Source organism: Paenibacillus sp. UMB4589-SE434, assembly GCF_030226685.1.
Classification (GTDB): domain Bacteria; phylum Bacillota; class Bacilli; order Paenibacillales; family Paenibacillaceae; genus Paenibacillus_B.
The window spans coordinates 179661-197713 of record NZ_JASOYK010000008.1; the positions used below are offsets into that span (position 1 = coordinate 179661).

Genomic DNA, 18053 nt, shown 5'->3' on the forward strand with positions numbered 1-18053 from the left:
TTTCGCACCTGTTAAGCTGTCGTTGTAACAAGATATGCGTCCAAAAAAAGTAATCGAATGTTGTATTTATCATTCAGTATTGTATATTGTACAGTAGCTAATATTGATTATATCGGGACTTCACTTTTCCAACAAGTGGTTTTCCACAAAACTAGCCTCAGGTCCAGTGTATTTGCGACTTCAGTCTCGTCATTTGTTATTGTTCCTGACATCATATTACCGCAGTGTAATTGAACACTTTACTCCATATAATCTTATTCCTTCTCATATTGCGCTAGTCTCTTTCTACACCTATCTCCTTTTGATATGGTTATCATCTGAAAAAGCTATCTTAAATAAATCGAACTTTTTGATAAATTCGTTCAAATGTTTAGTATAATAGAGCCGTTTCCAGTATTCACTAACAAACACATGAAAGCACAATAATTGGATGGATGAACATATAGGGAACTACAATTTTATCCCTAACAACAGGATAGATAACATGAGGAGGTCATGATCCATGTCGGTTGGAACGTCTAACCGGGGGTGGGCTTGGGAGCAGTATTATGGCCCGAACCTTGGATACGTGCAAGAACAATACGAAGAGTATGTAATCAATCCTGAGGCGGTAGACGCACAATATCGGGAGCTGTTTGAACAGTATGGTCCGCCTCCAATGGATTCGTATAGTGAGCCAGCTCATTCAGCTGCATCGACTGCAGCTGTAAATAGCAGCACGTCTCCTATCGGGGAGGCCCAGCTTCAGCAAGCAGTAGCCGTCTCAAAGCTTGCTGATCATATTCGTCATTTTGGCCATTTGGCTGCAGACATTGATCCACTTGGTGCTGATTCAATGCCGTTGCTGCAGCGTTTCGAGCCCGAGTCCTACGGTCTGACACGCGAACAGCTGCAGTCGCTCCCGGCATCATTGGTCTGGAATGAGCCTCCGGCAAACGTCCGTACCGCATGGGACGCCATCGAGCAGTTAAAGAAGTGCTACACGCGTACAATTGCTTACGATTTTGGCCATGTTCATGACGTTAATGAGAAACGCTGGCTGCGTGCACAAGCGGAAACCGATTCGATTGAGCTGACAATTGATGAGAAGAAGAAGCTGCTCAAACGTATGATTCAAGTCGATCTGTTTGAAAAGTATATGCACAAGACCTTCGTTGGCCAGAAGCGCTTTTCCATTGAAGGAAACGATGCGCTTGTGCCAATGCTTGACGAGATTGTACTGTCCTTCGCTAAAGACGGCGGAAAGCACATCTTGATGGGAATGGCGCACCGCGGACGCTTGAACGTACTGGCTCACGTGCTTGGCAAGCCTTACGGCGCCATCTTCTCGGAATTCCACCATTCACCGAACAAAGACTTGTACCCATCTGAGGGTTCCACAGGCATTAACTTCGGCTGGACGGGCGACGTTAAGTATCATCTCGGTGCAGATCACGATTTCGAGCAAGATCAATTGCGAACTACCATAACACTTGCGAATAACCCGAGCCATCTCGAATATGTAAACTCGGTAGTTGAAGGCTTTGCCCGTGCTGCACAGGAAGAACGCAGCAGCCAAGGATATCCGGTTCAAGATACCGATCGAGCATTAGCTGTCCTTATGCACGGCGATGCAGCATTCCCTGGCGAAGGTATCGTTGCCGAGACACTGAACTTTGATAAGTTGCGTGGATTCCAGAATGGAGGCACCATCCATTTTATTGTCAACAACCGGATTGGCTTTACGACGGAAAGCTCGGATTCACGTTCCACCCTATATGCAAGCGACCTAGCCAAAGGATATGAAATTCCGATTCTGCATGTGAACGCAGATGATCCTGAAGCTTGTATTGCAGCCGTGAGAATGGCATTTGAATATCGTGATACGTTTAAGAAAGACTTCTTGATAGACCTGATCGGCTATCGCCGTCATGGTCATAATGAGATGGATGACCCAAGCTCAACGCAGCCGCTTGTATATGAGAAAGTCAACAAGCACCTGATCGCTCATCAAATATATGCGGAGAAGCTGAAGCAATCGGGCGTTCTAACAGAAGCAGACGTTCAACAGATGAAGGACGACGTTGAAGCTACATTTCAGCAAGCATATGAGAAGATGCGGGAACGGACAGCAACAGAATATCGCAATCAGAGCGATAAGCTTCCACGTGCAAATGCTCCAATTCCGACAGATACGGGCATAGCCGTAGAGCAATTACGTGAGCTAAATGAGGCTTTGATTCAGCATCCCGAGTCATTTACGCCTTATCCAAAGCTTGACCGTATCTTGAAGCGCCGCGCGGCAGCCTTTGTGGAAGAAGACAAGGTAGACTGGGCTTTGGCGGAAACACTCGCCTTCGCTTCCATCCTTGCAGAAGGCCAGCCAATTCGCCTGAGCGGCCAAGATGTGGAACGCGGAACATTCGCGCAGCGCCACCTGATGCTGCACGATCCAACGAATGGCAGCAAGTATTGCCCGCTGCACTCCATTCCGCAGACAAAAGCTTCATTTGCTATACACAACAGCCCGCTGACTGAAGCGGCAGTACTCGGCTTTGAATATGGTTATAACGTCTTTGCACCTGAGACACTTGTGATCTGGGAAGCTCAATATGGGGACTTTGCCAACGTAGCGCAGGTCATATTCGATCAATTCATTGCCGCTGGCCAAGCGAAGTGGCACCAGTATTCCAATCTGGTCATGCTGCTCCCGCACGGCTATGAGGGTCAGGGACCAGAACACTCCAGCGCAAGACTGGAACGTTACTTGCAGTTGTCCGCTAATGGCAACTGGATGGTTGCCAACTTGACGAGTGCAGCGCAGTACTTCCACCTGCTTCGTCGCCAAGCTGCGATCGGTGGAACCCTGCAAGCACGTCCGCTTGTTGTCATGTCACCGAAGAGCCTGCTGCGTAACGCTCGCAGCGCGACACCTGTTGCCGCTTTGACGGAAGGAACCTTCCGTCCGATTCTGGAAGAACCGCTGCTCGGCAGCAAGCCTGCTAAGGTGCAGCGTCTGCTCCTATGCTCAGGTAAAGTGGCGCTCGATCTTGAAGCTGAATTGGAGAATTACCCAGACCAAGACTGGAGCTGGCTTCATATCATTCGTGTAGAGCAGCTCTATCCGTTCCCAGAAGAAGAAATCACGGAAGTTATTGGCCGTCTCAAGTCTTTAAAAGAAGTGATGTGGGTACAAGAGGAGCCTCAAAACATGGGCGCTTGGACGTTTATGGAATCTAGACTGCGTGCACTGCTGCCTAAAGCAGCATCACTTGATTATATCGGACGAGGCGAGCGTTCTAGCCCTGCTAGCGGCTACGCGGATGTGCACAGCCACGAACAACGTCAGATCGTCCATAAAGCATTAAAGCTGCAGCAAGCTTAATCATACGCGCATTGAACTCAAGGGGGTAGCCATCGTGGCAGAAATTAAAGTACCTGAACTAGGCGAGTCCATAACAGAAGGAACTTTGCATAAATGGCACGTGAAGCAAGGTGAGGCCGTGAAACAAGGCGATGTACTTGCCGAACTTGAAACCGATAAGGTCAATTTGGAGATTAGCGCAGAGGAAGACGGCGTTCTAGAGCAAATTCTTCGTCCAGACGGCGAAAATGTTCAAGTTGGTGAAGTCATTGGGGTTATCCGTGCTGGAGGTAGTGCAAGCGCACCAGTTGAGGCGGCTGCAGCTGTGGCTCCACAACCAACCGAAGCCTCTGCACCAAGTGCTGCTGTCCCTGCTGCAGTACCGACACCGGTGGTACCTGCTGCTGACAATAGTGACACTTACGCGACTCCGCATGCACGCAAGCTCGCTCGTGAACAGGGCATTGACTTGCGAGAAGTGCAAACACGCGATCCGCTCGGACGGATCAAGCAGGAGGATGTTCAGGCACAAGCTCGCTTGAACAGCGTACCTGCAAGTGCAGTGGCAGCACCTCGTCCGGCTGCAGTTCCACAAGCAGCTAGCTCCGCATCGGAAGCGGCTGCACAAGCGGGCAAACCGGTCGAAGTTCGCAAAATGTCGCGTCGCCGCCAAACAATTGCCAAGCGGCTCGTAGAAGCGCAGCAGTCCGCTGCGATGCTGACAACATTTAACGAAGTCGATATGACAGCAATTATGGATGTGCGCAAGCGCCGCAAAGATAAGTTCAAAGAAAAACATGATGTGAACTTAGGCTTTATGTCCTTCTTCACCAAAGCGGTAATTGGTGCGTTAAAGGCATATCCGCTCCTTAATGCCGAGATTGCTGGCGACGAACTGCTCGTGAAGAAATATTATGATATCGGCATTGCTGTATCCGCGAAGGAAGGCTTGGTTGTCCCTGTCGTTCGTGATGCAGATCGCCTAGGCTTCGCTGATATCGAGAAGCAGATTATCGATCTGGCCGGCAAAGCACGCGCCAACACGCTAGCGATCTCTGATCTGCAAGGCGGCACGTTCACCATCACCAACGGAGGCGTATTCGGCTCCCTGCTGTCGACACCAATCCTAAACGCTCCTCAAGTTGGTATTCTGGGTATGCACAAAATCCAATTGCGTCCAGTTGCTATTGATCAAGAGCGTATGGAGAACCGTCCGATGATGTACATTGCACTCTCTTACGATCACCGCATCGTAGATGGTGCGGAAGCGGTCAGCTTCCTAGTCAAAGTTAAAGAATTGCTTGAAGATCCTGAATCATTGCTGCTGGAAGGCTAGGCAGCATAATAGGAGAATTACTTAACCTTGATCTTAGAGCATTCTCTATGTGCACATAAATGGCTGTCCACTAAGCAGAAATATAGCTTAGTGGACAGCTTTTTTGTATAGCAAAAAGAAGCCATTCCCTAGTCTTCGATGACATAGAGAATGGCTTCTTATGCTAAAGCAGCTTATTTCGTAGCTGGCTTCACAGGCTTAGCCGGTGTTGCTGGTTTACCTGATTTATCTGATTTATCTGATTTGCCTGGTGCTGCTGGCTTAGCTGGTGTTGCTGGTTTACCCGATTTATCTGATTTACCTGGCGCTGCTGGCTTAGCTGGTGTTGCTGGTTTACCCGATTTATCTGATTTACCTGGCGTTGCTGGCTTAGCTGGTGTTGCTGGTTTGCCTGGTTTATCTGATTTACCTGGTGTTGTTGGCTTAGCTGGTATTGCTGGTTTAGCAGGCGTTGTTGGCTTAACTGGCTTCTCAGCTTGTACTGGCTTGGACAAATCTATGGAATATTTAGCAAAGCCACTTTCAAGCACGTTAATAAATTTGATTTTTGATGTGTTCTTAACAAACTGCTTAGCTTCCGGAGCAGAAGTAAAGGTGACATTAGCTTTTCCATTTATAGGTGCAAATGTCCAGTTGTTATCTGCTGCTGGATTGATATTTTTTTGGCTTAGAATGTAATCAATCACTACTTGACGGTTTTCATCTGGGGAATCGATGATAATGTTTTTGCCATCCAGACCAGGGAAAGCACCGCCACCGCTTGCACGATAGTTATTTGTTACGACAATATACTTGTCTGTCGCTTTAACAGGCTTGCCTTTATACGCCAAGTTTTTAATACGATTGGCATTTTTGTTGGCTACTGTACCATCAATGGCATATTTATTCGGTTGTGTAACATCGATTTGATAAGTAACACCATCGATCACGTCAAAGTTATAAGTAGGGAACATTTCGTTTACAAGCGGCTGTTCTTCTTTTTTCTTCACATCGATCTGGTTGAACTGGCCAGCAGAACGCTCCAGCCACTCTTTTACCTGGGACCCGTTGATCAGCACCGCTTTGAGCGTGTTCGGATAAATGTAAAGATCAGACACGTTCTTGATAGCAATCGTTCCTGCAGGGATGTTGGAGTAGTAGCTTACACCATTACGACCGCCTGCTTTGAATGGCGCGCCTGCAGACAGCACAGGAATTCCGTCATATTCCGTACCTTTAATATTTTTCTCTACAAACCATGTTTGTGCATTGGTTACGATTTGAATAGATGGGTCATCTTGAACAAGTGCAAAGTAGCTGTAAATAGGAGAAGTTGTTTTCCCTACCGCAGAACGCACCCATTTTACAGTATGATCGTGTTCATCTTTTACCGCATCCAAAATAGATGGGTCTGCATCAGCAAGCGACGCTTTCTTCGCTTTATCATAAATAGGAACTGCTTTGGTAGCGGACTCAGCCACTTTCCATTTTCCATTCACTTGTGTTAATGTCAGGTCAATTACGCCCAGATTGTTGCCCCAGTAACCAGGCATAACCGCAGGTTTACCGTTAATGGTTCCCTTGCTTGCATCAACACCTGGGATACTATCAAAACCAGGTCCCGGGAACACAAGATGGGAATGTCCAAACAGGATAGCATCGATGCCATCAATCTTACTCAACTGGTAACTAGCATTTTCCAAGTTTGCAGCCGTCTCTACAGGGCCTAGACCGGAGTGAGGAACCGCAACGATAATATCGGCACCCTTTTGTTTCATTTCAGGAATGAATTTGTTAGCGGTTTCTAGAATGTCTTTAGCTATAACCTTGCCTTCCAGATTAGACTTGTCCCACATCATAATTTGCGGAGGAACAAAGCCGATGACGCCTACTTTCAAAGTAACCTCTTTACCACTCTCATCTTTAAATTTGCGTTCAAGGATTTGATAAGGTGTAAACAGGTTTTTGTCATTGTCCGGATTTTTATCCTTATCGTCTGCATAGACGTTTGCGTTAATATAAGGGAACTTAGCACCTTTCAGGCTGCGGTTCAGATGGTCCAGACCAAAGTTAAATTCGTGGTTACCGATATTCCCCACATCATAGTTCAGCAGGTTCATCGCTTTATAGACAGGGTGAGTCTCACCATCTTTTAACGGATCGATCTTGGCAACATAATCACCAAGTGGGTTGCCTTGTAGCAAGTCTCCGTTATCAATAAGGATGCTGTTTGTTGCTTCATCTCTTGCTTTCTTAATTAATGTAGCGGTTTTCGCTAGGCCGAATTCGTCGGTCACTTTGTCCTGGTAGTAGTCATAGTTAACGATGTTGGTGTGAAGATCTGTCGTTTCAAGCAGACGGAGCTTCAGGATCGAACTGTCCTCGGCTTTTACCGATGTAAGGGGGAAAGACAAGGCCCCAATCACCAAAGAGGTACTGAGCAGAAAAGCAGTCAGCATTTGCTTGCGTGTTTTTTTCATGTGTGAATTGACCTCCTATATGTATACAAATGCCAAGCAGAAATAGTGTAGCACCTGCAACTTATAATTGGTAGATAACTAAATGAATAAAGCGCTAAAATTTGGGTTTTTTCTCTAATGTATGGGTAAAAATGAGAATGTTTTTTATAAAATTACAGTCTTTAGAACACATCAAAGAAATAGATCATCCATTTTATCCCATTTAAAAAACTAAGCATTAAACTAATAGACAAAGTCGATAATATGGTTCATATATTAAAATCCTATTTACAAAAGTGAATACCTCCTCTAAGGACTGATAATCGTAGATTTTTGTAGTTCTTATGGCAGTACCCGACGAAATTTCCTCGCCTTCCGTAATTACGATCTCATCATTTGCAAAAATAATCCGACTGCCACACAATTTTTTTATACGTAACATACCAGTTGTTGCTGCCCTGTTGAAAATTCGGTTTTCTCTAAGAAAAGCTTGTTGTCGATCATACCTACGTATCTAATGGTTCCATGCTTATCTACTTGTTTCACAACAGGATGAAAGAGCATCTCTTTGTTCTTGATAGCTGAAGTAAAAGCATCCTTTTCATACACGATCCAAGATTGTGTTTCGTCTTGGTAACCTATAAATTGCTGGGTATAGGATTGACCTTCCCAAATCGTTCTTTTTTCATGATTTGAAATGATTCCCGTTATGTATACCATAAAAACTTTTGTATCTGTTATTTCAATGTGAATCGTATGTACCCGCTTTAAAGTATCCTGACTACCATGTGGCTTAATTTAATCGGCTTGCTTAGATAACTGTGTATATTAAACAGCTGAAGGCTAAAACTGCCTTGTGCTAATCCATCTTCGTATCGTATTCTTATCCTTTAAAATAAAAAAAGGGATACCCCTAAGTAAATAACTACTTAAGGATATCCCTTGCTGTGTATAACACTCGCTTGTTCAGCGAATTACTTTCTCAAGTTGTAGAAAGATTTCAAGCCGTCATAGCGAGCAACTTTACCCAACTCGTCTTCGATACGAAGCAATTGGTTGTATTTCGCAACACGGTCCGTACGGGACGGAGCACCTGTTTTGATTTGGCCTGCATTTGTTGCAACTGCGATGTCAGCAATTGTGCTATCTTCGGACTCACCAGAGCGGTGGGAGATAACTGCTGTGTAACCAGCGCGCTTAGCCATTTCGATAGCATCGAATGTTTCAGTAAGTGTACCGATTTGGTTAACTTTAACCAAGATGGAGTTACCGATTCCTTTTTCGATACCTGTAGCAAGACGTTCTGTGTTTGTAACGAACAAGTCGTCACCAACCAATTGAACTTTGTCGCCCAATTTCTCAGTGAGCAATTTCCAACCATCCCAGTCATCTTCGGACATACCGTCTTCGATTGTGATGATTGGATATTTATCAACCCAAGAAGCAAGAAGGTCAACATACTCAGCGGAAGTGTAGGATTTGCCTTCACCAGCAAGTGTGTATTTACCGTCTTTGTAGAACTCAGTGGACGCAACGTCCATACCCAAGAATACGTCTACACCTGGTTTGTAACCAGCTTTTTCGATCGCTTCGATGATCGTAGTGATCGCTTCTTCGTTAGAGTTCAAGTTCGGAGCGAAGCCGCCTTCGTCACCTACAGCTGTGTTCAAGCCTTTGGATTGCAATACAGATTTCAAGTTATGGAAGATTTCAGCGCCCATACGCAGTGCTTCTTTGAAGTTAGGAGCACCTACAGGAAGTACCATGAACTCTTGTACGTCGATGTTGTTGTCGGCATGTTCGCCACCGTTGATGATGTTCATCATTGGAACTGGCAATTGTTTTGCGTTGAATCCACCCAGGTAAGTGTACAAAGGTACATCCAATGCATGTGCAGCAGCACGAGCTACAGCCATGGATACCGCAAGAATTGCGTTAGCACCCAATTTGCCTTTGTTATGTGTGCCATCCAATTCGATCATCAGACGGTCAATTGCTACTTGATCCAAAGCGTCCATACCGATTACTTCTGGTGCAATGATGTCGTTAACGTTTTTAACTGCGTTCTCAACACCTTTGCCCACGTAACGGCCTTTGTCGCCATCACGAAGCTCTACAGCTTCATGAGCGCCAGTGGATGCGCCGGAAGGTACGATTGCACGGCCAAAGCCGCCGGATTCCAATTTAACTTCAACTTCTACTGTAGGGTTGCCGCGAGAGTCCAGGACTTCGCGAGCGTATACGTCCATAATCATTGTCATGATCGATACATCTCCTTTTATGCTAATGTAATCTATTATCCCACATGTCGGGTGGACATGTCTGTTACTTTTTCAACATCGACTTACCTGTCATCTCAGTTGGCTGCGGCAATTGCATCAGATCTAGAATCGTTGGTGCAATGTCAGCCAGAATGCCATCTTCACGCAACTCGAAGTCATTCGAAGTTACGATAAATGGTACAGGGTTCGTCGTATGTGCCGTGAACGGGCGACCTTGCTCGTCGAATACCATATCAGCGTTGCCGTGGTCCGCCGTAATCAAGCAGACGCCACCTTTCGCCAATACCGCTTCAACAACTTTGCCCATACATTCATCCGTCGCTTCAACCGCCTTAATGGTTGGTTCCAGCATGCCGGAATGACCCACCATATCAGGGTTCGCAAAGTTCAGGATAATCGTATCGAACTGGTCAGAGTTGATCTCGTTCACTGCTGCTTCCGCAACTTCATATGCACTCATTTCGGGCTGCAGATCATAAGTAGCCACTTTAGGCGAGTTAATCAAGACACGTTTCTCTCCTGGAAGCTCCACATCACGACCGCCGCTGAAGAAGAATGTAACGTGCGGGTACTTCTCAGTCTCAGCAATACGCAGTTGTTTCTTGCCATGTTGGACAAGGACTTCGCCAAGCGTATTATCGAGTTCTTTCGGAGAATATGCTACATATCCGCCAACTGTCTCCGAGAAGAGGGTCAAGGCTACAAAGTGCAAGTTTCTAGGGAACTTAGGTCCACGGTCGAATCCGCGGAAGTCTTCGTTCGTAAATACTTGCCCCAATTGAATTGCGCGGTCCGGGCGGAAGTTCAAGAACACGACGGAGTCGCCGTCTTGCACCAAACCAACCGGTTGATCATCCTCACCAACAATAACAGTCGGCATTACGAATTCATCGTATACCGAGCGTTGATAGGATTCTTCTACCGCTGCGATTGGATCGCGGTATTTAGGTCCATCACCGTACACCATGGCACGATAAGATTTCTCGACGCGTTCCCATCGTTTGTCGCGGTCCATTGCATAATAACGGCCTTGAACCGTTGCAATCTGACCCACGCCAACTTCAGCGATCTTCGCTTGCAATTTCTCAATGTAACCGCGGGAGCTATCAGGTGCAACGTCACGGCCATCTAGGAAGGCGTGAATGTATACTTCTTTCAGCTCTTCGCGCGCACACAGATCCAACATTGCGAGCGCATGATCAATATGGCTGTGAACCCCGCCATCAGACAACAAGCCGTAAATGTGCAGCGCCTTGTTGTTTTCTTTTGCATACTTAACGGCACCAAGAAGCGTTTCGTTAGAGAAGAAATCCCCTTCGCGAATCGACTTGGTAATCCGAGTCAAGTCTTGGTATACAATGCGGCCGGCACCAATATTTAAGTGTCCAACCTCAGAGTTCCCCATTTGCCCTTGCGGCAAACCTACTGCTTCACCGCAAGCAGTTAAAGTTGTATGAGGAAACGTGCTCATATAACGGTCGTAGTTTGGCTTATTCGCCTGTGCAACAGCATTGCCGACCACAGTATCGCGAAGTCCGAATCCGTCCATGATGATAAGTGCTACAGGTCTAGGTGCGGACATCTTACTTCGCTCCTTCCACCAAGGAGATGTAGGAAGCCGGTTGCAAGCTTGCGCCGCCTACCAATGCGCCGTCAATATCACTTTCTGACATATATTCACGCACATTTTCAGGTTTAACACTGCCGCCGTATTGAATGCGAACAGCTTGTGCAACTTCTTCGTTGTAAAGGCCAGCTACTACGCTGCGGATGTAGCTGATGGTCTCATTTGCATCCTTAGCTGTAGAAGATTTGCCTGTTCCGATAGCCCAGATTGGCTCATAAGCAATAACAACTTCGCGTGCTTGCTCAGCGGAAACGCCTTGGAATGCGCCTTCTGTCTGAACTTTGCATACATCATTTGTCTTGCCGGACTCACGCTCTTCGAGCGATTCGCCTACGCAGACGATCGGCGTAATGCCGTGACGGAATGCAGCGTGAACTTTCTTGTTCACAATCTCATCCGACTCTGCGAAGTAAGCGCGGCGCTCTGAGTGACCAATGATCACGTAATGAACGCCCAAGTCTTTTAACATAACGCCGCTAATCTCACCAGTGAAGGCACCGTTATCTTCAAAGTGCAAGTTTTGTGCGCCAACTTTAATGGATGTGCCTTTGAACGCTTCAACAAGTGCAGGCAGGTTTGTGAAAGGTGCGCAGATTACACTTTCTACGCCTTCCACTTCCGCATTACCTTTGATTGCTGCTGCGAACTCAAGTGCTTCCGGCACAGTTTTGAACATTTTCCAGTTACCTGCGATGATCGGTTGTCTCACCTGATTCACTCCTTAGCATGGGGACAGCTTCATGCTGTCGACCTTACTTATCGTTTAATGCCACTACGCCTGGCAATACTTTGCCTTCCATGAACTCAAGGGAAGCGCCGCCGCCTGTAGAGATGTGGTCCATTTTGTCTTTCAAGTTAAACTTCTCAACTGCTGCTGCAGAGTCGCCGCCGCCGATGATCGTGTAAGCTGCTGTTTCCGCACAAGCATTAGCTACCGCACGAGTTCCGTGGGAGAAAGGCTCGATCTCGAATACGCCCATAGGTCCGTTCCATACAACAAGCTTCGAGTTCTTAATAACATCAGCATAAATCTCACGTGTTTTCGGTCCGATGTCGATACCTTCCCAGTCAGCAGGAATGCCGTCAATATCCACGTTCTGTGTGTTAGCTGTAGCACTGAAATCATCAGATACTACGATGTCCACTGGAAGATAAAGATTTTTGCCAAGTTCCTTCGCTTTCTCAATAAAGCCAAGGGATTCTTGCAATTTGCTCTCGTCCAACAAAGATTGACCAATCTCGTGGCCTTGTGCCTTGAAGAACGTGTATGCCAAGCCGCCGCCAATAATTACGTTGTCTGCGATCTCAAGCATTTTGTTAATAACATCGATCTTGTCCTTAACTTTGGAGCCACCAACGATGGCAGTGAATGGACGCTCTGGGTTGGAAAGGGCTCTGCCCAATACATCCAGCTCTTTCTCCATCAACAAGCCTGCAACTGCTGGCAAGTGATGAGCGATGCCTTCTGTAGAAGCATGTGCACGGTGAGCTGCACCGAATGCGTCGTTAACAAATACGTCAGCAAGCGCTGCAAATTGCTTCGCAAGTTCTGCATCGTTTTTCTCTTCGCCTTTGTGGAAACGTACATTTTCCAAAACGACAACGTCACCGTTGTTCATGTTGGCAATTTCCGCTTGCACGCTTTCGCCGATGGACTCGTCAAGCTTCTTAACTGGCTTGCCAAGCAATTCACCAAGGCGTGCCGCAGCTGGTGTAAGGCGCATGGAATCAACCACTTCACCTTTAGGACGTCCCATATGGCTCGCCAAAATCACTTTAGCGCCCTTTTCCATCAAAAACTTGATAGTTGGCAGCGTTTCTTGAATACGCGTGTCATCTGTAATTTGACCATTTTCCAATGGCACGTTAAAATCTACACGCACAAATACGCGTTTTCCGTTAACCTCAATGTCTCGTACACTCTTCTTGTTCATCCCCATGTTCCTCCTATCGAATATGGAAACCATTCAGTTCCGTTGAATTCTGATGTAATCGGTTAACATTCTGTGTCATTCTGTGTCTGTTCGATGTTCTGTCGGGTTCTACAGCGCTGTTGCGCCGCTTTATTTATATCTCTGTATATATGAATCCGAATAAGACTCATATAGCAAAAAATAACGCTCTAGGTTCTATAGATATTCTATATATGAAATGGTGATGGAATCAACATTGTCTTGTTCTCTATTGGTTGTATGGTTCTCTATATCTATAACTCATCCGTCCATTTATCGTCTGCAATCAGGCAAAGAGGAGACCCTTGCGGTTTCTCCTCTTTGATTGTCATGCTATATAATTACAGACCTTTTTTAGCGATGAAAGCTGCCAAGTCAACAACACGGTTGGAGTAGCCCCACTCGTTATCGTACCAGGAAACAACTTTAACCATGTTGCCACCGATTACCATCGTCGTCAAAGCGTCGATTGTAGAGGAAGCTGGGTCGCCGTTGTAGTCACTGGATACCAATGGCTCTTCGGAGTAGTTCAAGATGCCTTTCAAAGGACCTTCAGCTGCTTCTTTCAAAGCTGCGTTAACTTCTTCAACAGTAACGTTTTTCTCAAGTTCTACTACCAAGTCTGTAACAGACACGTTAGGAGTAGGAACACGCATGGACATACCATTCAATTTGCCATTCAATTCAGGCAATACAAGAGATACTGCTTTAGCAGCACCAGTCGTTGTAGGAATGATGTTTTGAGCTGCTGCACGAGCACGACGAAGGTCTTTGTGCGGCAAGTCAAGAACGTTTTGGTCGTTAGTGTAGGAGTGAATTGTGTTCATCATACCTTTAACGATACCGAATTTGTCGTTCAATACTTTAGCGAATGGCGCCAAGCAGTTCGTTGTGCAAGAAGCGTTGGAGATGATTGTATGGCTAGCTGCATCATACTTATCTTCGTTAACGCCCATAACGATTGTGATGTCTTCGTTAGTAGCTGGTGCGGAGATAATAACTTTCTTCGCGCCGCCTTTCAAGTGCATTTCAGCTTTGTCTTTAGCTGTGAAGATACCAGTGGACTCAACAACGATTTCTACGCCGTTAGCGCCCCATGGCAAGTTCTCAGGGTTACGCTCTGCAAATACTTTAACTTCTTTGCCGTTAACGATAAGCGCGCCTTCTTTAGCTTCTACAGTAGCGTCCAAAACGCCGTGAGTTGTGTCATATTTCAACAGGTGAGCGAGCGTTTTAACGTCAGTCAAGTCGTTGATTGCTACGATTTCAACCTCAGAGTTGCTCAAAGCTGCACGGAATACGTTACGTCCAATACGTCCAAAACCGTTAATACCAACTTTAACCATTGATGATTCCTCCCATTTCCTAAATAGAGAATTTTTTTAATTTATTGCTCAAGACGGCCCATAGGCACATCTAGACCACAGATTTGTACGATCTCATACGCTGCTACTTCATCCGTCACAAGAATATCCTCATGACCGAATCGAAGTACTGCCGTAATCGCTTCACCCTTGCCCTTACCACCAGCAACGGCGATGACAGCCTCCGCTTGGGAGATGTCTTCCATACGTAAACCTAAAGTAAGCATCGTATGTACGACTTGACCCTGGCGGTCAAAGTAATAACTGTAAGCTTCGGCTATTGCCTCAACGTCCCGAAGCTGCTGCACGGTCGCCTGATCCACATGACGACGTCTTGCCATCACAAGTGCATCTCCGATGCCATGCACGACAATACGTGCCTGCCGAATCACTCGCAGAATATCCTTGATGTTCGGCTCTTGCTTCAGTGACTGGTACGCATCTTCACTAATAAGATCAGGCACATGGAGCAATCGATACTGGGCGCCAACGCGCTTCGCCATCATCGAGGCTATCGTATTGGCCTGATATTCGAGACTCTCACCCAGTCCTCCCCTTGCGGGAACGAACCAGTTGCCCTTGCGTGATACGGAGCTTGTTAATTGATCGGCAACCGCAGCCAACGTAGATCCGCCGGTAACCGCAATGACGTCATCCTTGCCCATCACGCGATCCAGCACTTCGCATGCTGCCTTGCCCAACTCCTGCTTCACGGCACTTGAGAGCTCCGAATCGCCAGGTACGACGATCACTTGCTTCAAGCTGAACTCTTCGCGAATTGCATCCTCGAGGTGACGCATGCCGAGCAGTTCCCGCATCAGCGGTTCCAATTGCGTGACAAGCTTCCGTCCCTCTTCACTGATCCGCATGCCTGCTGTTTCTGTCTCGATAAGACCTTGTGCTTTCAACAGATCGGTCTCGGCTCTCAGTACACGCTCTGTCATCTGTAATGATGATGCCAGCGTTCTCCGGCCGATAATATCGGACACCATAATCTCATGCAGGATCGTATAGCGCTTCTTTAACAGTTCCAAGAGGTCGGGCAGAAGACGCTTATTTATCTCTAGCCATTCACGCATTTCTCTCCACTCCTGCACTCCTCAGAAACTGTATTCGAATATAACGCTGGACTCAATGTGTCCCAATGACACATTTTATGTCCCACCATCATTCTACCGAAATTTCCGTAAAGTTGCAAGTATCCCGCATCTATAATGGGCAATTGTCGCATATCTTATTCATTTGGCTCTATATCAACAATGAAAGCGTATTCTGTACATATAATTGTTCTTATTTAGAACAAATAAAAGATTTTAAATTTTTGAAAAATTCGTTAAGGACTTGTTTTGCAGCATATAAACTCCTGCATAAAGGTTTGTGTACCTATTTTTTGTTATCCCATTAGTTGTACAAATAAGTACTAACTAGTCCCAACCACTTACCCTTTCTTTCCTCTTCATAAACAACTTGCATCATTGATAGAACAAAGACACCAACATCTTAACAATGTGGTGTCTCAAGCCTAGCGTTTCTAATCCATTAATGAAATCCCACTTTTTGTTGCACTTTGTGTCAAAATACTTTATAATACATCTTGCATCATTTTTTTAATGCGCCCGTGGTCCAATGGATATGACGTAGGCCTCCGGAGCCTGAGATCAAGGTTCGATTCCTTGCGGGCGCGCCATAAATACCTTGATGATGCCTGATAATGAAGTTTACGTACATATGAATAGGCTACTTGAATTCAAAGACATCCGAGTTCTCTCCTTCTCGCATAGGGAGTTGAAGACGGGTGTTTTTTCTATATCACCCCATCTCCACCCTGCCTGTCCTGCGCAGCAGTACTTCAGTACCTAATATACTCGATATCGATCAGCCCGCTGTTCATTTATTTTCTATATTACATTTGACTCCTTTTACTATTTATGCCGCATATACAACTATAAACAAGCACATTATTATGCGTTGATCAGCTTGTTTGACCATCTTTGACTTTTGGCGAAAAATTAGATATGATATGGCTACAACTTCAAGCGCCTTATGACGTTTACACGTTTAAGGATACATCATTTGGTTTATATTTTAGCTATTGAGGATTAGGAGGGGTTATACGTGAGTTATGTACCTATGGTTGTCGAGCAGACGAATCGCGGCGAACGTGCTTATGATATTTATTCTCGTCTGTTAAAGGATCGAATTATTTTCTTAGGTTCAGGAGTTAATGACATTGTAGCAAATTCCATTATCGCTCAGCTGCTGTTCTTGGCTGCGGATGACCCGGACAAAGATATCCATTTATACATTAACAGCCCAGGCGGATCGATTACGGCGGGTATGGCTATATTTGATACGATGCAGCACATTAAGCCTGACGTATCCACTATCTGTGTTGGTATGGCAGCTTCGATGGGTGCGTTCCTCTTGAACGCAGGAGCAAAGGGAAAACGATTTGCTCTGCCTAACAGCGAAGTAATGATTCACCAGCCGCTAGGCGGCGCTGAAGGTCAAGCAAGCGACATCGAGATTCGTGCTCGTCGTATTTTGAAAATGCGCGACAAGCTGAATCTGATCTTATCAGAACGTACAGGTCAACCGCTCGAACAGATCGAGAAAGATACAGACCGCGACAACTTTATGACAGCGCATGAAGCACAAGCTTACGGACTTGTCGATAAAGTATTGGAAAAATCGCCGCTTATCCCTTAAGCAGCGCAAAGAAATTAGCTAAGAAGAAGGCTCTCTTGATCTCATCAAGAGCCTTTTTTATTTTGACACTATATCAGAATGTAGCTGGTATAATCCTTAGGAAGATGCTGACGTGATCGAACTGACAACCATTCGGGGTAATCAATCCTGTTGGTATGTTAGAATCCAACTAAGCGCACATAGAGCTAAGCACAAAAAAAGGACCACATCGTTTCACGAGACGATGTGGTCTATATATGTTCTAGGGGTAAACTGTAAACCATGAGAAAGATGAAACGGATCCCTTGTGCATTCGGATGATTCCGGCTGTCCAAGGTCATGAAGTTGTGTGGCAACCCTCCTCGAAATAGTCATCTGTCATTCGGTCCATAATCAGAATAAGGCCCCTACATTAAGCGAAACTGAGCACAACCTTAAAATAACATAAAATGTCCTAGTTATTTAGTTTAGCTCTTCAGTCGTTTGACCGAATCTAGCAAACTATCACTTAACAAGGATAGATTCGTCTTCACACGTTCATCGATAATTTGTCCTTCGTCGTTAAAGATATGCGGATCGGCAATTACTTGCATAGGTACCACATTGACATACAAGGAGCGCATTACCGTCCGCAAGTTGTTGAGCGCATTAATGCCTCCTTTTCCGCCTCCAGCAGTCGCCGCTATGCCGCACGGTTTGCCATTGAAGTTTTTGCTGTTCAAGAAATCAAGTGCATTTTTCAAAGCACCGCTCATTGCACCATGATATTCGGGCGTACAGACCATGTAACCGTCGGCTTGCTCTACTAGCTGAACAAGCTTGCTCACGTTTACATCTTCATATTGACTGCCTTCATTCAGATAAAGAGGGAGCAAGTCTTCTCGCAAATCAAATACGTGACAATCCGCTCCTGATGCTTCTAACTGCTGCTTCAAATATGCAATGACACGTTTGGAATTAGAGTTAGCACGGGGGCTTCCCGAAATTAATAAGATATTATTCATCATAATTCACTCCTTAATT

12 protein-coding genes and 1 tRNA gene are annotated in these 18053 nt (G+C 45.8%); 4 read left to right on the forward strand and 9 right to left on the reverse strand.

Annotation, left to right across the window (positions count from 1 at the left end; genetic code table 11):
- The first annotated feature begins 502 nt into the window (after positions 1–502).
- Entirely contained in the window at positions 503–3364 is a 2862-nt protein-coding gene (locus QP775_RS22185; protein WP_285109004.1) for a 2-oxoglutarate dehydrogenase E1 component, read from the forward strand.
- 34 nt (positions 3365–3398) lie between these two features.
- On the forward strand, positions 3399–4679 hold the full coding sequence (odhB, locus tag QP775_RS22190; protein WP_239329738.1) for a 2-oxoglutarate dehydrogenase complex dihydrolipoyllysine-residue succinyltransferase: 1281 nt from the start codon (positions 3399–3401) through the stop codon (positions 4677–4679).
- 173 nt (positions 4680–4852) lie between these two features.
- On the opposite strand, the gene QP775_RS22195 is transcribed toward odhB, so the two are convergent.
- From QP775_RS22195 to QP775_RS22230, 8 genes are all read right to left on the reverse strand, one after another.
- Positions 4853–7138: a bifunctional 2',3'-cyclic-nucleotide 2'-phosphodiesterase/3'-nucleotidase gene (locus tag QP775_RS22195; RefSeq protein WP_285109005.1), complete on the reverse strand. Its 2286-nt coding sequence runs from the start codon at positions 7136–7138 to the stop codon at positions 4853–4855.
- A 408-nt stretch (positions 7139–7546) separates the two neighbouring features.
- The gene (locus QP775_RS22200; RefSeq protein ID WP_285109006.1) at positions 7547–7837 is read right to left on the reverse strand and encodes a hypothetical protein; all 291 of its coding nucleotides are present in this window, start codon (positions 7835–7837) and stop codon (positions 7547–7549) included.
- A 254-nt stretch (positions 7838–8091) separates the two neighbouring features.
- Positions 8092–9378, reverse strand: a complete 1287-nt coding sequence (gene eno / locus QP775_RS22205; RefSeq protein ID WP_285109007.1) for a phosphopyruvate hydratase — start codon at positions 9376–9378, stop codon at positions 8092–8094.
- 64 nt (positions 9379–9442) lie between these two features.
- A complete protein-coding gene (gene gpmI, locus QP775_RS22210; RefSeq protein WP_285109008.1) occupies positions 9443–10981 on the reverse strand; it encodes a 2,3-bisphosphoglycerate-independent phosphoglycerate mutase in 1539 nt (512 codons plus the stop codon).
- Position 10982: 1 nt separating this feature from the next.
- Positions 10983–11735: a triose-phosphate isomerase gene (tpiA, locus tag QP775_RS22215; protein ID WP_285109009.1), complete on the reverse strand. Its 753-nt coding sequence runs from the start codon at positions 11733–11735 to the stop codon at positions 10983–10985.
- 43 nt (positions 11736–11778) lie between these two features.
- Positions 11779–12960, reverse strand: a complete 1182-nt coding sequence (locus tag QP775_RS22220) for a phosphoglycerate kinase (protein ID WP_239329750.1) — start codon at positions 12958–12960, stop codon at positions 11779–11781.
- A gap of 359 nt (positions 12961–13319) precedes the next feature.
- A complete protein-coding gene (gene gap, locus QP775_RS22225) occupies positions 13320–14324 on the reverse strand; it encodes a type I glyceraldehyde-3-phosphate dehydrogenase (protein ID WP_239329752.1) in 1005 nt (334 codons plus the stop codon).
- A gap of 41 nt (positions 14325–14365) precedes the next feature.
- Positions 14366–15421 carry a sugar-binding transcriptional regulator gene (locus QP775_RS22230; RefSeq protein ID WP_285109010.1) on the reverse strand — a complete coding sequence of 352 codons (1056 nt, stop codon included), beginning with the start codon at positions 15419–15421 and terminating at the stop codon, positions 14366–14368.
- A 533-nt stretch (positions 15422–15954) separates the two neighbouring features.
- Here QP775_RS22230 and QP775_RS22235 point away from each other — a divergent pair.
- Positions 15955–16029 (forward strand) — tRNA-Arg (locus QP775_RS22235).
- 428 nt (positions 16030–16457) lie between these two features.
- Positions 16458–17051 carry an ATP-dependent Clp endopeptidase proteolytic subunit ClpP gene (gene clpP, locus QP775_RS22240; RefSeq protein WP_285109011.1) on the forward strand — a complete coding sequence of 198 codons (594 nt, stop codon included), beginning with the start codon at positions 16458–16460 and terminating at the stop codon, positions 17049–17051.
- Positions 17052–17497: 446 nt separating this feature from the next.
- Here the strand turns inward: clpP and QP775_RS22245 are convergent, their stop codons facing one another.
- Positions 17498–18034, reverse strand: coding sequence for an NADPH-dependent FMN reductase (locus QP775_RS22245; protein ID WP_239329756.1), 537 nt, complete (start codon positions 18032–18034; stop codon positions 17498–17500).
- Positions 18035–18053: the final 19 nt, after the last annotated feature.